Source organism: Pseudoalteromonas sp. SG41-5 (genome assembly GCF_014164495.1).
Taxonomy (GTDB): Bacteria; Pseudomonadota; Gammaproteobacteria; order Enterobacterales; family Alteromonadaceae; genus Pseudoalteromonas; species Pseudoalteromonas rhizosphaerae.
The window spans coordinates 1-17,304 of record NZ_JACJFH010000098.1 but is presented as its reverse complement, the minus strand read 5'-3'; the positions used below and the strand labels follow the sequence as shown (position 1 = coordinate 17,304).

Annotated in this window: 15 protein-coding genes and 3 pseudogenes; 10 read left to right on the top strand and 8 right to left on the bottom strand. The window is 38.5% G+C overall.

The window, feature by feature from the left end; translation table 11 throughout:
• Positions 1-460, top strand: a pseudogene (locus H5232_RS19310) (MFS transporter); the annotation flags it as partial.
• A 37-nt stretch (positions 461-497) separates the two neighbouring features.
• Here the strand turns inward: H5232_RS19310 and H5232_RS24365 are convergent.
• Complete coding sequence (locus tag H5232_RS24365) at positions 498-695, bottom strand: delta-class carbonic anhydrase (RefSeq protein WP_310736629.1); 198 nt, start codon at positions 693-695, stop codon at positions 498-500.
• A 14-nt stretch (positions 696-709) separates the two neighbouring features.
• Positions 710-958, bottom strand: a complete 249-nt coding sequence (locus tag H5232_RS19300; protein WP_182740141.1) for a hypothetical protein — start codon at positions 956-958, stop codon at positions 710-712.
• Between the two features lie 188 nt (positions 959-1,146).
• On the opposite strand from H5232_RS19300, the gene H5232_RS19295 reads away from it, so the two are divergent.
• The 5 genes from H5232_RS19295 (at position 1,147) to H5232_RS19275 (ending at position 7,326) form a co-directional block, all read left to right on the top strand.
• The gene (locus tag H5232_RS19295) at positions 1,147-2,295 is read left to right on the top strand and encodes a hypothetical protein (RefSeq protein WP_182785357.1); all 1,149 of its coding nucleotides are present in this window, start codon (positions 1,147-1,149) and stop codon (positions 2,293-2,295) included.
• A gap of 357 nt (positions 2,296-2,652) precedes the next feature.
• On the top strand, positions 2,653-3,333 hold the full coding sequence (locus H5232_RS19290) for a CsgG/HfaB family protein (RefSeq protein WP_182719561.1): 681 nt from the start codon (positions 2,653-2,655) through the stop codon (positions 3,331-3,333).
• Positions 3,333-3,680 (top strand): DUF4810 domain-containing protein, encoded by a 348-nt coding sequence (locus tag H5232_RS19285; RefSeq protein ID WP_182719560.1) that lies wholly within the window; start codon positions 3,333-3,335, stop codon positions 3,678-3,680. Before H5232_RS19290 ends, H5232_RS19285 begins: the two co-directional genes overlap by 1 nt.
• A 1-nt stretch (position 3,681) precedes the next feature.
• Entirely contained in the window at positions 3,682-4,359 is a 678-nt protein-coding gene (locus H5232_RS19280) for a DUF799 domain-containing protein (protein WP_182719559.1), read from the top strand.
• Between the two features lie 846 nt (positions 4,360-5,205).
• Positions 5,206-7,326 carry a TonB-dependent receptor gene (locus tag H5232_RS19275; RefSeq protein ID WP_182831343.1) on the top strand — a complete coding sequence of 707 codons (2,121 nt, stop codon included), beginning with the start codon at positions 5,206-5,208 and terminating at the stop codon, positions 7,324-7,326.
• 136 nt (positions 7,327-7,462) lie between these two features.
• Here the strand turns inward: H5232_RS19275 and H5232_RS19270 are convergent, their stop codons facing one another.
• Positions 7,463-8,050: a hypothetical protein gene (locus tag H5232_RS19270; RefSeq protein WP_149982743.1), complete on the bottom strand. Its 588-nt coding sequence runs from the start codon at positions 8,048-8,050 to the stop codon at positions 7,463-7,465.
• Positions 8,051-8,358: 308 nt separating this feature from the next.
• Between H5232_RS19270 and H5232_RS19265 the strand changes: the two genes are divergently transcribed.
• On the top strand, positions 8,359-10,539 hold the full coding sequence (locus H5232_RS19265; RefSeq protein WP_182719047.1) for a response regulator: 2,181 nt from the start codon (positions 8,359-8,361) through the stop codon (positions 10,537-10,539).
• 72 nt (positions 10,540-10,611) lie between these two features.
• Here the strand turns inward: H5232_RS19265 and H5232_RS19260 are convergent, their stop codons facing one another.
• The 3 genes from H5232_RS19260 to H5232_RS19250 are packed head-to-tail and all read right to left on the bottom strand — an operon-like array spanning position 10,612 to position 13,198.
• Positions 10,612-10,731 carry a DUF2474 domain-containing protein gene (locus H5232_RS19260; RefSeq protein ID WP_149982745.1) on the bottom strand — a complete coding sequence of 40 codons (120 nt, stop codon included), beginning with the start codon at positions 10,729-10,731 and terminating at the stop codon, positions 10,612-10,614.
• Between the two features lie 47 nt (positions 10,732-10,778).
• Positions 10,779-11,786 carry a cytochrome d ubiquinol oxidase subunit II gene (cydB, locus tag H5232_RS19255; RefSeq protein WP_182740562.1) on the bottom strand — a complete coding sequence of 336 codons (1,008 nt, stop codon included), beginning with the start codon at positions 11,784-11,786 and terminating at the stop codon, positions 10,779-10,781.
• 11 nt (positions 11,787-11,797) lie between these two features.
• Positions 11,798-13,198, bottom strand: a complete 1,401-nt coding sequence (locus tag H5232_RS19250; RefSeq protein WP_182740543.1) for a cytochrome ubiquinol oxidase subunit I — start codon at positions 13,196-13,198, stop codon at positions 11,798-11,800.
• A gap of 132 nt (positions 13,199-13,330) precedes the next feature.
• On the opposite strand from H5232_RS19250, the gene H5232_RS19245 reads away from it, so the two are divergent.
• The gene (locus tag H5232_RS19245; protein ID WP_182740544.1) at positions 13,331-14,740 is read left to right on the top strand and encodes a PLP-dependent aminotransferase family protein; all 1,410 of its coding nucleotides are present in this window, start codon (positions 13,331-13,333) and stop codon (positions 14,738-14,740) included.
• 147 nt (positions 14,741-14,887) lie between these two features.
• Positions 14,888-15,196: a hypothetical protein gene (locus H5232_RS19240; protein ID WP_149982748.1), complete on the top strand. Its 309-nt coding sequence runs from the start codon at positions 14,888-14,890 to the stop codon at positions 15,194-15,196.
• Positions 15,197-15,329: 133 nt separating this feature from the next.
• On the opposite strand, the gene H5232_RS19235 is transcribed toward H5232_RS19240, so the two are convergent.
• Positions 15,330-15,932: an ACP phosphodiesterase gene (locus H5232_RS19235; protein ID WP_182719044.1), complete on the bottom strand. Its 603-nt coding sequence runs from the start codon at positions 15,930-15,932 to the stop codon at positions 15,330-15,332.
• 39 nt (positions 15,933-15,971) lie between these two features.
• Positions 15,972-16,064: pseudogene (locus tag H5232_RS19230) on the bottom strand (winged helix-turn-helix transcriptional regulator); the annotation flags it as partial.
• A gap of 361 nt (positions 16,065-16,425) precedes the next feature.
• Here H5232_RS19230 and H5232_RS19225 point away from each other — a divergent pair.
• Positions 16,426-17,304: pseudogene (locus H5232_RS19225) on the top strand (DcaA); the annotation flags it as partial.

Here is a 17,304-nt window from a genome sequence, read left to right as displayed (position 1 = left end):
TCCATTATCCTCAGCCTTAGCTAATTTACGCGTTGCAGATGAAGAGCGCGTTGGCGTGTCATCTGCGTTATTAGTTGTTTTTGGAGCCGGTGCAGCACTTGGTTCAACTGCCAATGCACAAGTTATGACCTATTTTGGTCACCAAGCCCTTTATGCCTCCATCGCATTATTAACGGTGATAATGTACTTATTACTCACTTACATTAATTCGAAACAAAAAGTAGAACAACCAGAGTCGAGTGATTACGTTGTAGGCACATCAGACGTTACCAACTCGCCACTGGCTGCGACCATGGATCCACGAATAGAAGAAACGACTGCCCACGAGCAAATGTTGGTGGTCGATGAAATTGATGATGAATATGAAGAAAACAATGCAGTCTTTGATACCGAGGATCCACAGGGTGACCTGTTTAAAGACTTTCAAACGCAAAACGAAACAGCTGAACTAAAAGACTAGCGATTCATTTTCGATATTACAAAAGCAGGTAACAGCTTCAATTTACCTGCTTTAATTGAGCAGCTGATAATTTACGCTCAGAAAGGTAGCCTATAAGATGACCTTTGTCATTGCCCGCATACGTTTTAAACTCCCCGCCTTTATGCTCCGCATTTTTATAAAAATGAATGTTGTATAAATTAAGCTCACTTCGGCTGGCCCCCCCCAAGCTAAGTAAGTTAATAGCTGCCTTCAATCGCTTTTCCAAAATTAATGTAGCTTTTTAGGCCCACTACGAACAAGCTCTTTACCGTTTTCAAACACATCATCTGTAACCCAGCGGCCTAACAACAAGTTATAGTTATCATCAAGTACAGCTACAAACGGGCGACCATTGGTATTATTGGTCGCCAGTGCCACACCGGCTATATTTTTTAAGCCCAATCCACCATTATCAATCAGTAATAAAAAAGCTTCTAGCTCTGCGAGGGTGTCAATTACATCGTTATCATTAATCATACTGTTTACTCAGTTATAACTTAATGAGTGAAGGATAACAGTTTATGAAAATAGGCTCTAGGGGCTGATTAAACGTTAAAGGTGGGAGTTACGACCCAATACTCAACGTATTTATTTGCGCTTACTCGCTCTACATCAGATAGTAGCCTTTGCATTGAAACTATTAAAACTGCTTATATAGGAAAACCATGATCAAACGACTTTTAGCCGCAAGCTTAATCTTCTCTTCGGGTTCTGTTTTTAGCGCTAACCCAACGGTTGAAGAGCTGCGTATTAAGCAAGCCACAACCGCTATGCCACAAGTTTTAGATATATTTTCTGAGGATATCGCGCAATTTGAACAAAGCTGGAAAAGCCTAAAAAACTTTAAACAGGCAACTGACTTACTACATGATTACTCAACCCAACTCTGGCTCAACGCCAAACAACACATTACCGTCACTAAAAGCTACGATGACAGAGCACTTTACTGGGCTCGCCTACTTTCAAGTAAAATAATCCGTACAACAAAACCTGAATTTGCATTAACAACTGCCGAGCAAAGCACATTGTTAACAATGTTAGAAAATGGCAGTCGCGGTCGCACCGACCTAGCCTACTCTAAAAACACCACCAAAAAGATTTTACTAACAGGCTTTGATCCATTCTTACTGGATAGAAACATCAATCAAAGTAATCCATCCGGTGTGGCCGCATTATTACTCGACGGCCAAGTAATTACTTATCAAGGTATCAGTGCCGAAATAAATACTGTGATGGTGCCTGTTCGCTATGAAGACTTTGATCAAGGTATTATTGAAGAACTACTCGCCCCTTATTACGCTCTGAATAACGTGGATATGATAGTTACCGTTAGCATGGGTAGTAAAGACTTTGACCTTGAACGCTTTCCAGGTAAGCGGCGCAGCGTAACCGCCCCCGACAATGCAAATATTGTCTATGGCGGCACAGCAAAAGCGCCACTGATTCCAAGTTTAAACGACCGTCCACTCCCAGGGAGTGAGTTTGTGCAATTCAGTTTGCCCGCCACGCAAATGCAGCAAGCCAAAGGGCCATTTCCGATAAATGACAATCATAAAGTTGTTACACTCGAAAAAGCCTTTGAACCTAAAACTTTAGCTGAACTAAAAGATGCGATTGCAGTAAAAGGCGGCGGCGGTGGTTACCTGTCTAACGAAATTTCGTACCGCAGTATTCGCCTGCGCGATCAACTCAATTCAGATATTCCGACTGGGCATATCCATACGCCACGTATAGCGCAGTTTGAACCAGAAACAGAAGCTAAAATAGTCAAACAAATTCAAGCAATGTTAGAGCAAAGCCTATTAGCCCTTTAAAACACAATAAAACATACTGCTATTAGCTCTACAACTGATAGCAGTTGAAACAACCACCTACTTTTAATTGAAATAATACCAATCACTGCTTCAATAAATTAAAACAGAAATTATTTCAAAGATGAAAAAGTGCTACCCCATCTCCTTAAACTTTCCTTGCTGCTGGATCATACAAAAATCAGACTACCACTGACTGGTACCTATAAGGTAAAGAATAACATTGCCTTTACATAATTTTTTGTTTATAAAAGTGGATGGTATTGGTAGTTATAATAGGTAATTAACTAACAAATATAAATATTAAACATTGGCATCCAAATCACTTTCTGCAATTATTTTAAACGGATATAATTCCTTATGCATATAAGCAAAAATCACATAAAAACAATAATAATTTCTGCGGTTGCAGCATCAACTTTAGCAGGTTGCGCTACAACATCATCTAAAGTTGTTGAAACCCAAACAGTTGCTAGCTATAACACTAACTACAGTGGCACTAAAAGTAAGTTGGTAGTTGGGCAATTTGTTAACCGTTCAAGTTTTCAAAATGGCATATTCTCATCTGGGCAAGACCGTTTAGGTAGCCAAGCTAAAACAGCATTAATGAGCCACTTACAACAAACAAACCGTTTTAGTGTACTTGATCGCGATAATATGACCGCACTTGCTGAAGAAGCAAAACTAACTGGTACAAAACAAGTTATTAGCGGCGCTAAATTTGTGGTAACAGGTGATGTGACAGAGTTTGGTCGCAAAGCTATTGGCGATCGACAGTTGTTTGGTTTATTAGGCAAAGGTAAATCACAAATAGCTTACGCTAAAGTAACACTAAACATTGTCGATGTTACTACATCAGAAGTTATCTACTCAGTTCAGGGAGCTGGTGAATACAGCCTATCTGAGCGTGAAGTTATTGGTTTTGGTAGTACCGCTTCATACGATGCAACCTTAAATGGCAAAGTGCTTGATTTAGCCATTCGTGAAGTCGTAAACAAGCTTGTTACAGGACTTGAATCAGGCCTATGGGGCAGTAAATAATGAAAAGGCTAATTACTTTAGCCTTAGTATGTGCTGCGCTTACAGGCTGTAGCTCAACTAAAGAGCCTATCTATTATTATGGCGAATACAGCTCAGCCGTATACGCATACCTAAAAGCAGATGAAGTAACAGTTGAACAGCAAATTAAAATGCTTGAGCAAGTTATTGCAGATGCAGCAAACAAAAGTAAAATTGTTGCACCTGGCTTGCATGCTCATTTAGGCATGCTGTACTTTGAAACAGGTGACCCTACTTTAGGTGCTAGCCACTTTGAAACTGAAAAGTCACTTTTCCCAGAGTCGGTTCAGTATATAGACTTCCTTCTAAAATCTGCGAAAGGCGTTTAACATGTTGAACTTTAAATCAATAACAGCAACTGCGCTGTTTGCATTATTAGCGGGTTGCGTTTCGTCACCACCGGCTCATGATTACACAGCGTTTAAACAAGCTGATCCACACTCAGTTATTATCCTGCCACCGCTCAATAATACACCTGAAGTTATAGCGCCTTACAGTGTAATGACCCAAATGGTTGCACCTATTGCAGAATCCGGCTTTTATGTTTTTCCTGTTGCGCTCGTTGAGCAAACCTTTAAAGGGAATGGCCTTTCAGTTGCAAGCGACGTGCATCAAGTTCCTATTAAAAAGTTACACGATATTTTTGGTGCTGACTCGGCGCTTTATATTACTATTGAAGAATACGGCACCAGCTACGTTGTAATTTCAAGTGAAACAGCTGTAACTGTTTCCGCATCTTTAGTCGATTTACGCACTGGTGAACAATTGTGGCAAGGTAAAGCAAGAGCTTCCTCAGCCGAGCAGCAAAATAATGGCGGCGGTGGACTTGTAGGCATGCTGGTAGTGGCAGCAATTAACCAAATAGCAGAAACTGTAACAGACAAAGGTTTCGAAATTGCTGCTATCGCATCAACGCGCTTACTTTCATCAGACGCTTACAACGGCCTACTATATGGTCCTCGTTCGCCTAAATATGGCCAACCGGTCCCGAGTGAAAAGAAAAAATAAAATGCTATTCTGATTAGCTAATTAAGTATTAAAAAAGGTAAGTTTATGAGGCCGAACCGTACAACGATTCGGCTTTTTTCTAACATATGGCTCACTAATTTAGTATGATTGGTATGATTTTTAAATATCTAACCTCCACCTTGAAATTACCTAAAATGCAAACTTACTTTTAAAAGCAAGCAAATATGGCTGCTCAGTCTATATCGCTAGTGACGTTGTCACTCATAACGACAGCCTATAAATTATCGTTTTTGGGTAAAAGCGTTGAACTGATAAAAAAATGGCAAACTAACTAAGCAAGGCCTATTCCCTGATTGATGTCTGATCTAGAGGTTTTATTTATCAAAATAAAACATAAACCACTGATTATAAATAACAAAGTAAAAACTTATAATTAAACAGATTATTTTACTTATTCAGCTCTCGACATTGCAAAAAAAACAACGTTATACTATCACTTGATGAAACACATGAATTTACACTCACTCAGACACAATAAAACGCTATTAAAATATTTAATGGTGCTTTTACTGCTGTTCAGTGTTTTTTCACAGTGGCACTCAACTGTTCACGCAGTACAAAGCAGCACAGAGTGCCAACTCTGCATAAGTTCGTTTGATTTTGACGATTTAATATCTCCTACCACCAGTATATTTGAACCTGAAAGCAACCGCTACAGCGCTGTTTTAGCCTTACACTCTCCTCAATTTAGCGCAATCGTTGCGTTTTCAGGTAATCGTGACCCACCGAATACTCTTTAAAGTTCACTGTTAAAAAACCGTTTTATAAAGACTGTTTGCCATTGGGTAAGCAGCCAGTTTTAGTGCAAATTTTAGAGATTAAATAATGAAAATTAAGTATTCACCATTAGTTTTGGCGGTATTAACTGCTATCAGTACACACGCAATGGCAGCAGAGAAACAAATACAAAAAGATGAAAGCGATTTAGAAAAAATTGTTATTACAGCTTCACCGCTTAAACGTACCGTACTTGAATCAAGCACCCCAGTATCAATTCTTAGTGGCGAAGAGCTTGATCAGCACCAAGCAGCAACCCTTGGCGAAACCTTAAAAAATGTGCCAGGTGTACACAGCTCTTATTTTGGACCCGTTGCCAGTAGCCCAATTATCCGAGGATTAGATGGACCTCGAATCAAGGTTGTACAAAACGGATTAGGCGCATCTGATGCATCACGCGTTGGCCCCGATCACCAAGTATCAACCGAAACCTCTACGGCCACACAAATTGAAGTATTACGCGGCCCTGCTACTTTGCTTTATGGTAGTGGTGCAATTGGCGGCGTTGTTAATGTGGTTGATAACCGTCTTCCCATTGAAAGACAACAAGGTATTACTGGGGAAGTATTTGCTCAGTACGATAACGTAGCAGATTCAAAAACAACATCTACTGATTTAAATGCCGGAACGGGTGACTTTGCTGTTCATATTGATGCTTACAACCGTAATACCGGTGACTATAAAATACCTGTTCCCGCTGATATTAATGAACATGGTGGCAGTACTAAACTCTCAAACTCAGCAATCGATGCACACGGTTATAACTTAGGAGCTGGCTGGATCACTGACGATACTCGGGTTGCTTTTGCCTATGGAACAATGGACTCAGAATACGGTTTACCGGGTGAAAATGGTGTATTTATTAAGTTAAAACAAGACCGCTATCAAGGTGTTGTTGATTGGAATAATCTTGACGGTTTTATAAAATCGGTGCATTGGCAAAATGCATATACTGATTACCAACACTCAGAAATTGAAGGGACTGAAATAGGCACTACTTTTAAAAATGAAAGTATCGAGTCTAGATTATGGGCAGAGCACAGCGCGGTTTATGGTTGGCACGGCATAATGGGCTTACATTATAACAAAAGTGATTTTGAAGCGATTGGCGAAGAGGCCTTCACACCACCAACAAAAACCGACAGTTTAGCCGCATTTTTAATGGAAGAAAAACAAACAGGTGCTTTATTGTGGCAGCTTGGTACACGCGTGGAGCAACTAACCCATAAAGTGAATAACCAATTTTTTGATGAGCTATCAACCGATAATAGCATCTCATTTGCAGATGAAGATTACACGGCGGTTTCAGGCTCTGCAGGAGTAGTTTGGAGCATTAACGACAAGCACTCATTAGCATTTAATTATGCATATTCAGAACGCGCCCCCTCTTCATCTGAAATTTTTGCATATGGCCCACACATTGGATCTGGCACTTACGAAGTAGGTGGTGGTTTTAATCTTACTAACGATAACGGTAATTATTCGGTGGTGCAAAACAGCCAAAGCATGAATAAAGAAGTGTCTAATAATATAGATGCAACCTATCGTTATAATACTGACAACTGGAATGCAAGCTTAAGCCTGTTCCAAAACCAAGTGAATGACTACATATACGAAGACGTTAGTAACCTTGTTCTCAGTGATGGTGAGTTTATTACGGCGCAAGATTACCAACAACTACAAAGTAGCGGCGCAGGATCAGAGGAAGAAACCGATGGTTTACCTGTTGTACTCTTTGCCCAGCAAGATGCACAGCTGTATGGTTTTGAAGCACAAGTTGACTGGCACTTAAACGAACAATGGCGTCTGGATGTGTTTTCGGATTATACCCGCGCTAAACTAGATAAAGGCGGTAACGTACCAAGGATCCCACCATTACGTGTTGGTTCTTCAATACATTATGAATACGGTAATTGGCACACTGAAGTAGAAGTCACTCGCAACAGTAAGCAAGATAAAATTGCCGCAAACGAAACCACCACCGACGGCTATACCATGCTATCAGCCGCTGCTAACTACTACCTTGATTTAGGTAACGTTGACATGACATTGTATTTAAAAGCCGACAATCTAACCGATCAAGAAGCGCGCGTGCATTCATCTTACTTAAAAGACGAAGCACCACTTCCAGGTCGCTCATTTAGTATAGGTGTAAGAGCGCGTTTTTAAACTGTGCTTGCTATAAGTGTTTGTTAAATAAAACAGCTCTTAATTAAGTGGCTAAGTTTAACCGAACAGTAACAAATACAAAAAAGGCTTAGAAGTGATTCTAAGCCTTATTATTAGGGACTAAGTTTTAATTATATTATTGATTATTGATTTCTATTTGCCCAATAGCAACAGAGCCGTGCTGCCATGTAGTGCGGCATTTCAAACTAAGAACAGCATCACTTTCAAAATTATTATCAAGAGCTGTTACATACGATACAAACTGCTTTGAGCTATTTGCAGTGTCAGCAATATCAATCCAGTCAAAGCCCTTACCTGTAGCATACTTAAACCACTTCTCTTGCCCGCCATCACTTACTTTACGAACACGTGAAATTAAGCAGCCGCCGTTTGAGCTATTTAAACCTTCAGTAATGCCATGAACTTTAAGCTCAAAATTACCAATCGTGTCATTTAAAGGAATGCTACAGTTGAAATAACGCTCAGAGCGTGAAAATTGAGGATCAAAAGTAAAGTAGCCATTTTCTGTAGTACCAGTTTTTTCTAGAGTTACTTCTTTTAGTGCAGCTAGATCACCTATTGAAGCAGCTAGATTATTAACGGCTTGTGACTTATAAACTGTATCTTCAGAGCAATGAGAGGCACCATCAAATACAGCAGCTTGTGTAAGTGACGATATAGACGCTAAAGCAGTCGCTAAAGCAATATTCTTAATTTTTAACATATTCATATCCTTATATTTTTGTCCCTAATAAGATGGATAATATCACGCAATATAAAATAAACAACTTCCATTGAATTTTTTTATATTCGAGTTATTTATTCTAGTAAAACAACAAGGCTTTAATTGCACTCAATACGTTTTATTTCGAGCCACTGAATAGATTAATTCTACAGCTAAAAGAGCTAGGCCTATAAGGCTCTATTGGAGAAATGCATAGATATTACCTTTTTCATGCGATTTTAATCTGAAAGTTGCTATTACCCTGAAATTAATCCTATATTTAGTGGACATAAATATTGAGCAATGCAATGAAAACAGCGCAAATCCCAGCAGACGAAGAGTCTAGACTAAAAGCCTTGTATGAGTATGAAATATTAGATACCAAAGCCGAACAAGTATTTGATGATTTAACTCAACTTGCTTCTGAAATTTGTGAAACGCCTATTTCACTCATTAGCTTAGTAGATCCGCAAAGACAGTGGTTTAAGTCAAAGTACGGTATTGATGTTGATGAAACTGAGAGAGAGATTGCATTTTGCTCCCATGCAATACTGCAAGACCACATTTTTGAAATACCGAACGCATTACTCGATGAGCGCTTTCATGATAACCCGCTAGTTGTTAATAATCCAAACATACGATTTTATGCAGGCGCCCCGTTAGTAACCCCAAAAGGAAATACTATAGGCACACTCTGTGTTATTAGCGATAAGCCCAAAAAGCTAAATCAAAACCAAATTAACGCTCTGACGATACTAGGTCGAGAAGTTATCACTCAACTTGAACTTAGATTAAACAACAGAAGATTAACATCAGCTCTAGAACAACAAAAAATACATAATGAAGAACTTGAAGTACTAAAAAAAGAAGCTGATAGTGCCAACACCTTAAAGGGCCAATTTCTAGCAAATATGACCCATGAACTTAGAACACCACTACACGGTATTTTAAATTTAGCTGAATTTGGCCTAGCTGAAGAAACGAGTTTAGAAAAAGATAACGCTTTGAAAAGTATTTTAAACTCAGCCAATATACTCTCAAGTATTGTGAATGACATTCTAGATTTTTCAAAAATTGAAGCTGGCAAACTAGATATCGAAAATATCAATTTTAATCTTAAAGAGGTTGTTAACGATCTCTTCAAGCCTCTCATTAAACAAGCATCAGCTAAAGGCATTAAACTTACTTTATATATTGATGAGAAGGTGGCAGCAACTTTAAAAGGTGATCCTGTAAGGATCTCACAAATTCTAAATAACTTGTGTTCAAACGCGATTAAATTTACAAACCAAGGGCAAGTAAATCTCAAAGTCAGCGTTCAAAGTAGTTCATTAATTGAACAGGATATTTTATTTGAAATTATTGATACAGGTATTGGTATCAGCGAAGCAGCACAACAAAACTTATTTCAAGATTTTCATCAAGCAGATGCATCTATATCAAGATGTTATGGGGGCACAGGGCTTGGCTTATCAATCTGTGCCAAGTTAAGTCAACTAATGAAAGGTAAAATCGGCTTTACAAGTAAAGAAGGCGAAGGCTCTATATTTACGTATCAACAGAGCTTTGAAACACATCATCTATTGTATGATTCATTAAAACAAAAGAAAGAAATAACTAATTTACAAGGGTGCACCATTCTAATCGCCGAAGATAATAAAATAAATCAACTCATCGTAAGTAAAATGCTACAAGCGCATAACGCCAATGTAGTAATCACAGAAAACGGTAAAGAGTGTGTTGATTACTTTAATACAAACCCTGTAGATTTGATTTTTATGGATATCCAAATGCCAGTAATGGATGGAGTACAAGCCACAAAAGCAATTCGGGCACAACAAGGAGATAAAACAACCCCAATTATAGCCTTGACAGCTAACACCTTGAAACAAAACATTGAACATTATTTAGACATTGGTATGGATGGTTATTTAGCTAAACCATTTGATAAAGATAAATTAAATAGCTTACTTAATATTTACAACCCTAATAACCTCAATCTAAAAAAGCTAGCGGTTAAAATTAGTGATCCTAATATTTCAAGCAAATATAAACTAAATCAGACATGCCAAGAGTTAAAAAAGCTAATTCCAAATGCAAATAGAGTTAGCCTTTGGTTACTAAACCACGAATATACTGCGATAAATTGTTTAATATGCCTTGATGAAAATGAGGTAGTAACAAATGACATGGTTTTAAAAGCTCAGGATTTTCCTGCATACTTTAATTATATTTTAGGTAACCAAGTACTTGATGCATCGGATGCAAGGAACAACGAAGTAACAAAGGACTTAAATAAATCCTATTTTGAACCATTCAATGTGTATTCCTTACTTGATTATATCTATTTTATAGATGACAAACCGTTAGGCGTAATTTGTTGTGAAAGTGTTGACTCAAAAGTGTCATGGGACTATGCAGACAAAGAAGCACTGATAAAGATAGCGGATGTAACAACTCTTTTTTTATCCAAGCAACTCAAGTCTTAATAAAAGTAATGAGAATATAAAAAAGGGGACTATTCTTTGTTAAAAATAGCCCCCGTAATTTAACTAACGGTATTACTTCATTCCTGCAAGAGTCATCAAAAAGCGGATCAAAAGAGACACTAAAAATAATGAAGCAACACTCAAGACCCAAATGATAATTAACCATTTAAATTGATGAAGATGCTTTTTCATATACCCTCCACAAAGCCTTCGCTAAATAGTGCAATAGCATTGAATAACTAGTGATACCCCTCGGTATCAATAACTTTGCCACGAAATACATAATAAGACCAAAACGTATAGGCCAATATGAATGGCACGATGATAACAACGCCAACCAGAGTGAATTTTAAACTTGATTCAGGCGCTGCGGCTTCATAAATAGACACACTTGGTGGAATAATGTTTGGCCAAAGGCTAATACATAAGCCTAAATATCCCATAAACAACATACACAGCGCATAAATAAATGGCCGATAGTGTTTACTTGAGTTTACTGAGCCCAGTAATAATAAAACAAAAATACCAGTAATAATTGGCAAAGGAGCAAGATATACAATATTTGACCAATTAAACCACATTGCTTTTACATCAGCGTTGATCAGTGGTGTATAAATGCTGATACCTAACATGCACAAGGCTAATAAAATAGTTAATGGCTTAATAAGTTTACGCATTTGTTTATACAAATTATGCTCTGTTTTAACCACTAACCAAGTGGCACCTAATAAGCCATAAGCAAACAGTAAACTACACCCTGTAAATAAGCTAAATGGTGTTAACCAGTCTAAAGATCCACCAGCAAACTCACCATTTTCAACAGGAAAACCAATAATAACAGCGCCCATTGCTACACCTTGAGCAAAGGTTGCCATAAACGAGCCTACAAAAAATAACTTATCCCATAATGGACGGTGAGACTCAGTCGCTTTAAAGCGAAATTCAAACGCAACACCTCGTAATATTAAGCCAAATAACATCACTAAAATAGGCCCATATAAGGCTGATAATATGACTGAGTAAGCCATAGGAAACGCAGCTAACAAGCCTGCCCCGCCAAGCACTAGCCACGTTTCATTACCATCCCAAACTGGGGCAACGGAGTTAACCATGATATCTCTTTCATATTTATTTTTAACCAGCGGAAAAAGTAGGCCAATCCCTAAGTCAAAACCATCTAAAAACACATACATCATTAACCCAAAGCCAATAATGAGTGCCCAGATACTCGGTAAATCAAAATCCATCATTTAATCTCCTAAAGCTCAACACCATCGGCCGCTGATAACGGACGAGCCGGGCGTTTATTTAAATCATCTTTATTATCGTTGTCATACACTTGTTCAGGGCCCTTTTTGATAAGTGCTAACATATAACGCACACCGACCCCAAACACACACACATATAAAACAACAAAAGTAAGTAATGAATAACTCATTGCCGTCATCGAATGAGCAGAGCTTGCATCAACCGTTCTTTGTAACCCATATACAACCCAAGGTTGTCGTCCAGCCTCTGTGACAAACCAGCCTGTTAGCATCGCAATCAACCCAGCAGGGCCCATTACAACACAAAACCTTAAGAACCATTTTTTCTCGTATAATCGGCCTTTTTTACGTAACACTAACCCTGTTATGCCTAATAAAATCATCAATAACCCTAAGGCGACCATAATTCTAAAACTAAAAAATACAATTGGTACATAAGGGCGATCTTCAGGAGGTACAGATGTTAATGGTGCAATGGTGCCATCAAGACTATGCGTTAAAATTAAGCTAGCTACGCGCGGTATTTCTATTGCGTAGTCGTTGCGTTCTTCTTCCATATTTGGCCAACCAAATAAAACTAAGGGGACACCTTCGCCTGGTTCTGATTCATGCCAATGCCCTTCCATTGCTGCCACTTTCATTGGTTGATGCTCAAGTGTATTTAGGCCATGTTCGTCTCCTACAAAAGCTTGCAATGGTGCGATAATTAACAACATCCACATTGCCATCGACAACATTTTTTTTGCCGCTTGAGTGTGCGAGCCTTTTAATAAATGCCATGCACCAGATCCGCCTACCAACAAGGCTGTCGCTAAAAAAGCGGCTAAGCCCATATGGACTAAACGATAAGGAAATGAAGGATTAAATATTATCTCAAACCAGTCAACCGGAACCGCTCGGCCATCAATAATTTCATAGCCTTGAGGTGTTTGCATCCAGCTGTTAGAAGCCAAAATCCAAGTCATTGAAATCAACGTACCGATTGCCACTAAACAGGTGGATGTAAAGTGAAGCTTTTCGCCAACTTTATTCCAACCAAAAAGCATAACGCCAAGAAAGCCAGCTTCTAAGAAAAACGCAGTCATCACCTCATAACTGAGTAATGGCCCCGTAATAGCTCCAGCAAAATTAGAAAACTGACTCCAGTTAGTACCAAACTGATAAGCCATTACGATGCCGGATACCACTCCCATAGCAAAATTTACCGCAAACACTTTCATCCAAAAACGACAAAGCGTCATGTATATCGGCTTTCGCGTGTATAACCAAAGCCCTTCAAGTACCGCAAGGTAACTTGCCAAGCCAATTGTTATTGCTGGAAAAATAATATGAAAAGAGACTGTAAATGCAAACTGTATACGAGCTAAATCAATAGCAGTAAAATCTATCATAACGCCAACCTACTCCTAGTTAATTACAGAGCAAACATTAAACTTATCACCTATGGTATATATCTTTTTTTTACAGTACAGGCACAGAAAAATAATTTACAATGAGTACAGATTGTCACTACGAGCGAGAGCATGAAACAGTTCAAATATACAGAGCTTGAGGCTATCTTAAAAAAGAAAATTGACGCTAACAGCTTTACTCCAACAGGCAAGTTGCCCTCAGTGAGAGAGCTTTGCAAACTACAGGGCCTATCAAAAGCAACCGTATTACATTCGTTACATCGCTTGGAATCACAAGGACTTATTTATGCAAAACCTAAATCAGGTTACTTTGTAACGCAAATAAAGCCGCCTAAACGAGTGCTACCAAAACAAATCAAAACATCATCTACTCCACGCAATGTGTCAGTACCTGCGATTTTAAAAGACATTATGACGCGCAGTGCTGCCTTTGATATTTTACCAAGTGCTGGCGCGCAGGAAGATGCTACTCACTTAACCGTTCTTAATCGACATTTAAACAAAGCATTTCGTTCTTCTCAAAGTCAAAAAGCATTTTACTATAATAGTTCTGATGGTGATTTGCGTTTGAAGCACGCAATAATTAACCACTATGGTGGTTTAAACCAAAAACCTGATGAGCTTTGCATTACCAATGGCTGTCAGCACAGTTTATTTATTTCTCTTATGGCCACGTGTTCGCCAGGCGACACTGTCGCTGTTGAATCGCCAACTTTTTACGGGGTATTGCAAATATTAGAACAACTTAACCTAAAAATAATAGAAGTAGCATGCGATCCCGAGCACGGCATAAGCATTGACGATCTGACAAAAAAAATAGCCAAGTGGCCCATAAAAGCATGTGTCGTCTCACCTAATTACTCAACGCCAACAGGTGCATGTATGCCTCATAGAGCAAGAGAAGAGCTACTTAAATTGGCAGTGAAAAGTGATTTTTGTATTATCGAAGACGACATTTACGGCGATCTGGCTTTTCCTCCTTTTGTTAGTGAGTCTTTAAAAAGTCTCGACACCCAAGGACAAGTAATTTTGTGTAGTTCATTCTCAAAAAGCTTATCAAGAGATTTACGTATCGGATGGGTTTTTGGAGGAAAGTGGCATGATAAAATCACTCAACTTAAACTCGTTACGCAACTTTCTTCATGTGGGTCGATTCAACAAGGATTAGCCACTTTTATAGAAGATGGTCACTATCGTCGCTACCTAAATAAGCACGTATATGCAATTAAACAACAACAAGCAGAGCTGATTAATTTTTTACAAACCCATTGGCCTGAGGATATACGCTTTACACAAGCTAATGGCGGCATATCTATGTGGGTCGAGTTAGATGAGTCAATAGATACCCAAAAAAGTTACAATGAAATACTACAACAAGGTATCGTCATGACCCCGGGCTCACTTTTCTCAGCATCAGGGCAATATAAAAACTTTTTACGATTGAGTTATATTCACCCCCTCACTAAAGCAAGGGAAGTTGCGATCAAAAAACTATTCAGCACCCTCTTGGTAAAAAAATAACACGCTTTATGCCTACGATAAGCCGCTTTAACATCAAATAATAAGGTGGTTTCGGCTAAAACTACTATCAAAGTTGTTGCCAGTCGACAAGCTCGGTTATAATCCGCTCATCTGGCTATATCTTTGGCCTCTAACTGGATTAAAACGATGAAAAAACTCTCTGCGGTGCAAATAAAACAACAAGCACTGGTACTTAAAGTTGCTGATGCAATTGAAGAGCAAGGCCGTAATGAACTCACTGGCATGCTGCAATGCTGGTTTGACGTGGAATATCACTTATTTCCAGGCTCTTTACTAATGTGTTTTCAGTTTGAGAATCAGCAGGCGTTAACAGCGGCAGAGCCTGACTTATTAAAGTGGCAAAAACGTTTAAGTGGTGCAATGCTTAAAAAAGGCGTTATTTTAAAAGACATGCGCAAGCATTTAGTTTTCACCCTAAAGGGGCCTGATGATTAAGTCAGATAGTAGCCATCAATCAAGCCGTTTTTAGTATGATGCGAGCTTTTTGTTGGTCAGAATTTATTCCATCAAAAGCTAATTATCAATATTGCATCATTTTAGGCTAGAACCTGACTTACATTTAAAAAGTTTACACACTAGCATCTTGAGCTCCTTCAAGACCTCGTTGCTTAACATGTTTAATCAATTCAGGGAAAAACGCTAAAAACATAGCATCTAATTCAGTGTAGTGTCGGGCTATATCAGCAGCAGCGCCAGAAAACGTATTAGTAAAGCGAATGCGCTTGGCAATATTATCAAGTGCAACCCCGACCCCTTCGACGGTTTCGTATTCTTTAAACCAATCATTCTGCGTCATATGTTTTACAACACTTTGCATTCTTGGCGGCATAACGGGTGTACGCTTACCCAAAAGCCTATAACTGATTTGCTTAAAGTCACTTAGCGGTTGATCGTTAAACCGTTGCCAATGCTGAATTAAAAAATGATCGAACACCACATCAATAGCGACACCCGCAAAGCGTTTACGCTGAGGCGAAAAATACTGTTTAGCTTCTTTCACTAAAGGGTGAGTATCTGTAAACTTGTCGACTAGATAGTGGTTATCTAGTGCATTTTTTACCGTGATTGGCAATTGCTTTACATGCCTATTGCCGCCAAAATCACCAAGCAAGTTGCCAAAGTGCGAGTCTGCTGTAGGCTGCGCTAAATAAAGATGAGCTAAGTAGTTCAAAGTAATATCTCTTTATATTTCATTATATTAAGAGCTTTCACTCACTTCTCCTAACAGGCGAGTTAAATCATTAAAGCGAACAAGCCCACCTTTTAGATGATAAATACTCGAGCCTTTCCACTTGCCGCCCATTAACTCTCCTAAAAATGTAACTAGGTTACTAAAAGTATACTAATTGATATTACCTTACAGGTAACTAATATATACCACATATTAACAAGCATTTTTAAGGAAAATACAATCAACACTGAACGCACAAATGCACGACAGCCGAATGCTAGTGTACTGATCTTGCAGGTGTAAAAAAATAAAGATCTTTTTCATAAATATCTTTATTTACTGAGAGTGAGCACATCATAAAGAAGCAATAAAAGGCATCAGACCAAAGAGGTATAAAACCTAATAGTTAAAATTCATACATTATTTCAAATACTCATGCCTTTGCATGTGATTTTTATTACAATGCCTGCAAACCTGAATAGTGGAACTGCACGTGCAACAATTTAAACATACCCTCTTAACGCTTTTGGCCCTATGGGCATTCGCACTGATGCCGGATGTCATTTATGGCTTGTTTAATCATAACTACTTGGCCGGTTATAACTTCAAAAGCATTATCATTACCTTACTGTTAATGGTCTTCATGCTGTTAAGCCGCACCCCTAAACTTAACAATATTGTTTTACTGATAATGGCTCTAATGCAGGCCTCTGAACTGATGTACTTCCAATACTTTGGCGGCTTTTACAGTGCTTTTGATATGGTGCTAATGATGGGTGAAATGCATGATGCACTAATTGGCTTTGCTGATGGTTTGAAATTTATGCTACCAGCGTTCTTTTTATCCATGGCATTTTATGGCTTAGCGTATTTCACCTATAACAAATACCATAAAACCAGTTTTACCGTACCTTATATCTCGGTGTTGTTTGTATTATTGCTCACGTTACCCTTTTTACAGTCTTTAGGTTCTAAGAGCTCTCAAAAATACCAGCCTAATATTGCGCACTCAGCTATGAAAAATGGCTTATACAGTGTGTCATTCTTTAGCGCTCGCCAGTTAAAAATGATTCTGGGATTACGTAAAGAAATGCCTAGCTATCAACCTTATCAATTGAGCAAAGGCGAACCTGCGGATGCAAATATTGTAATTTTAATGGGTGAAAGCCTGAGTTATTACAATATGGGTTTATATGGTTATCAAAGAGATACAACGCCAGATTTAATGCCGTATAAACAAGACTCTAATTTCTTTTATTTGCATGCGATCTCAAGCGCTGTTTCAATACGAGTATCTCTTAGCTTATTTTTTAACACCGTATATGAGCCTAATAATGCAGTCCATATTAGTAAAATGGACACTTCTTTGTTT

Coding starts and splice junctions, on each gene's coding strand:
- H5232_RS19285 (WP_182719560.1), top strand. CDS start 3,333: ATGAAAAGGCTAATTACTTTAGCCTTAGTATGTGCTGCGCTTACAGGC.
- H5232_RS19290 (WP_182719561.1), top strand. CDS start 2,653: ATGCATATAAGCAAAAATCACATAAAAACAATAATAATTTCTGCGGTT.
- H5232_RS19260 (WP_149982745.1), bottom strand. CDS start 10,731: ATGAAAAAGCATCTTCATCAATTTAAATGGTTAATTATCATTTGGGTC.
- H5232_RS19275 (WP_182831343.1), top strand. CDS start 5,206: ATGAAAATTAAGTATTCACCATTAGTTTTGGCGGTATTAACTGCTATC.
- H5232_RS19265 (WP_182719047.1), top strand. CDS start 8,359: ATGAAAACAGCGCAAATCCCAGCAGACGAAGAGTCTAGACTAAAAGCC.
- H5232_RS19250 (WP_182740543.1), bottom strand. CDS start 13,198: ATGATAGATTTTACTGCTATTGATTTAGCTCGTATACAGTTTGCATTT.
- H5232_RS19280 (WP_182719559.1), top strand. CDS start 3,682: ATGTTGAACTTTAAATCAATAACAGCAACTGCGCTGTTTGCATTATTA.
- H5232_RS19245 (WP_182740544.1), top strand. CDS start 13,331: ATGAAACAGTTCAAATATACAGAGCTTGAGGCTATCTTAAAAAAGAAA.
- H5232_RS19240 (WP_149982748.1), top strand. CDS start 14,888: ATGAAAAAACTCTCTGCGGTGCAAATAAAACAACAAGCACTGGTACTT.
- cydB (WP_182740562.1), bottom strand. CDS start 11,786: ATGGATTTTGATTTACCGAGTATCTGGGCACTCATTATTGGCTTTGGG.
- H5232_RS19300 (WP_182740141.1), bottom strand. CDS start 958: ATGATTAATGATAACGATGTAATTGACACCCTCGCAGAGCTAGAAGCT.
- H5232_RS19295 (WP_182785357.1), top strand. CDS start 1,147: ATGATCAAACGACTTTTAGCCGCAAGCTTAATCTTCTCTTCGGGTTCT.
- H5232_RS19270 (WP_149982743.1), bottom strand. CDS start 8,050: ATGTTAAAAATTAAGAATATTGCTTTAGCGACTGCTTTAGCGTCTATA.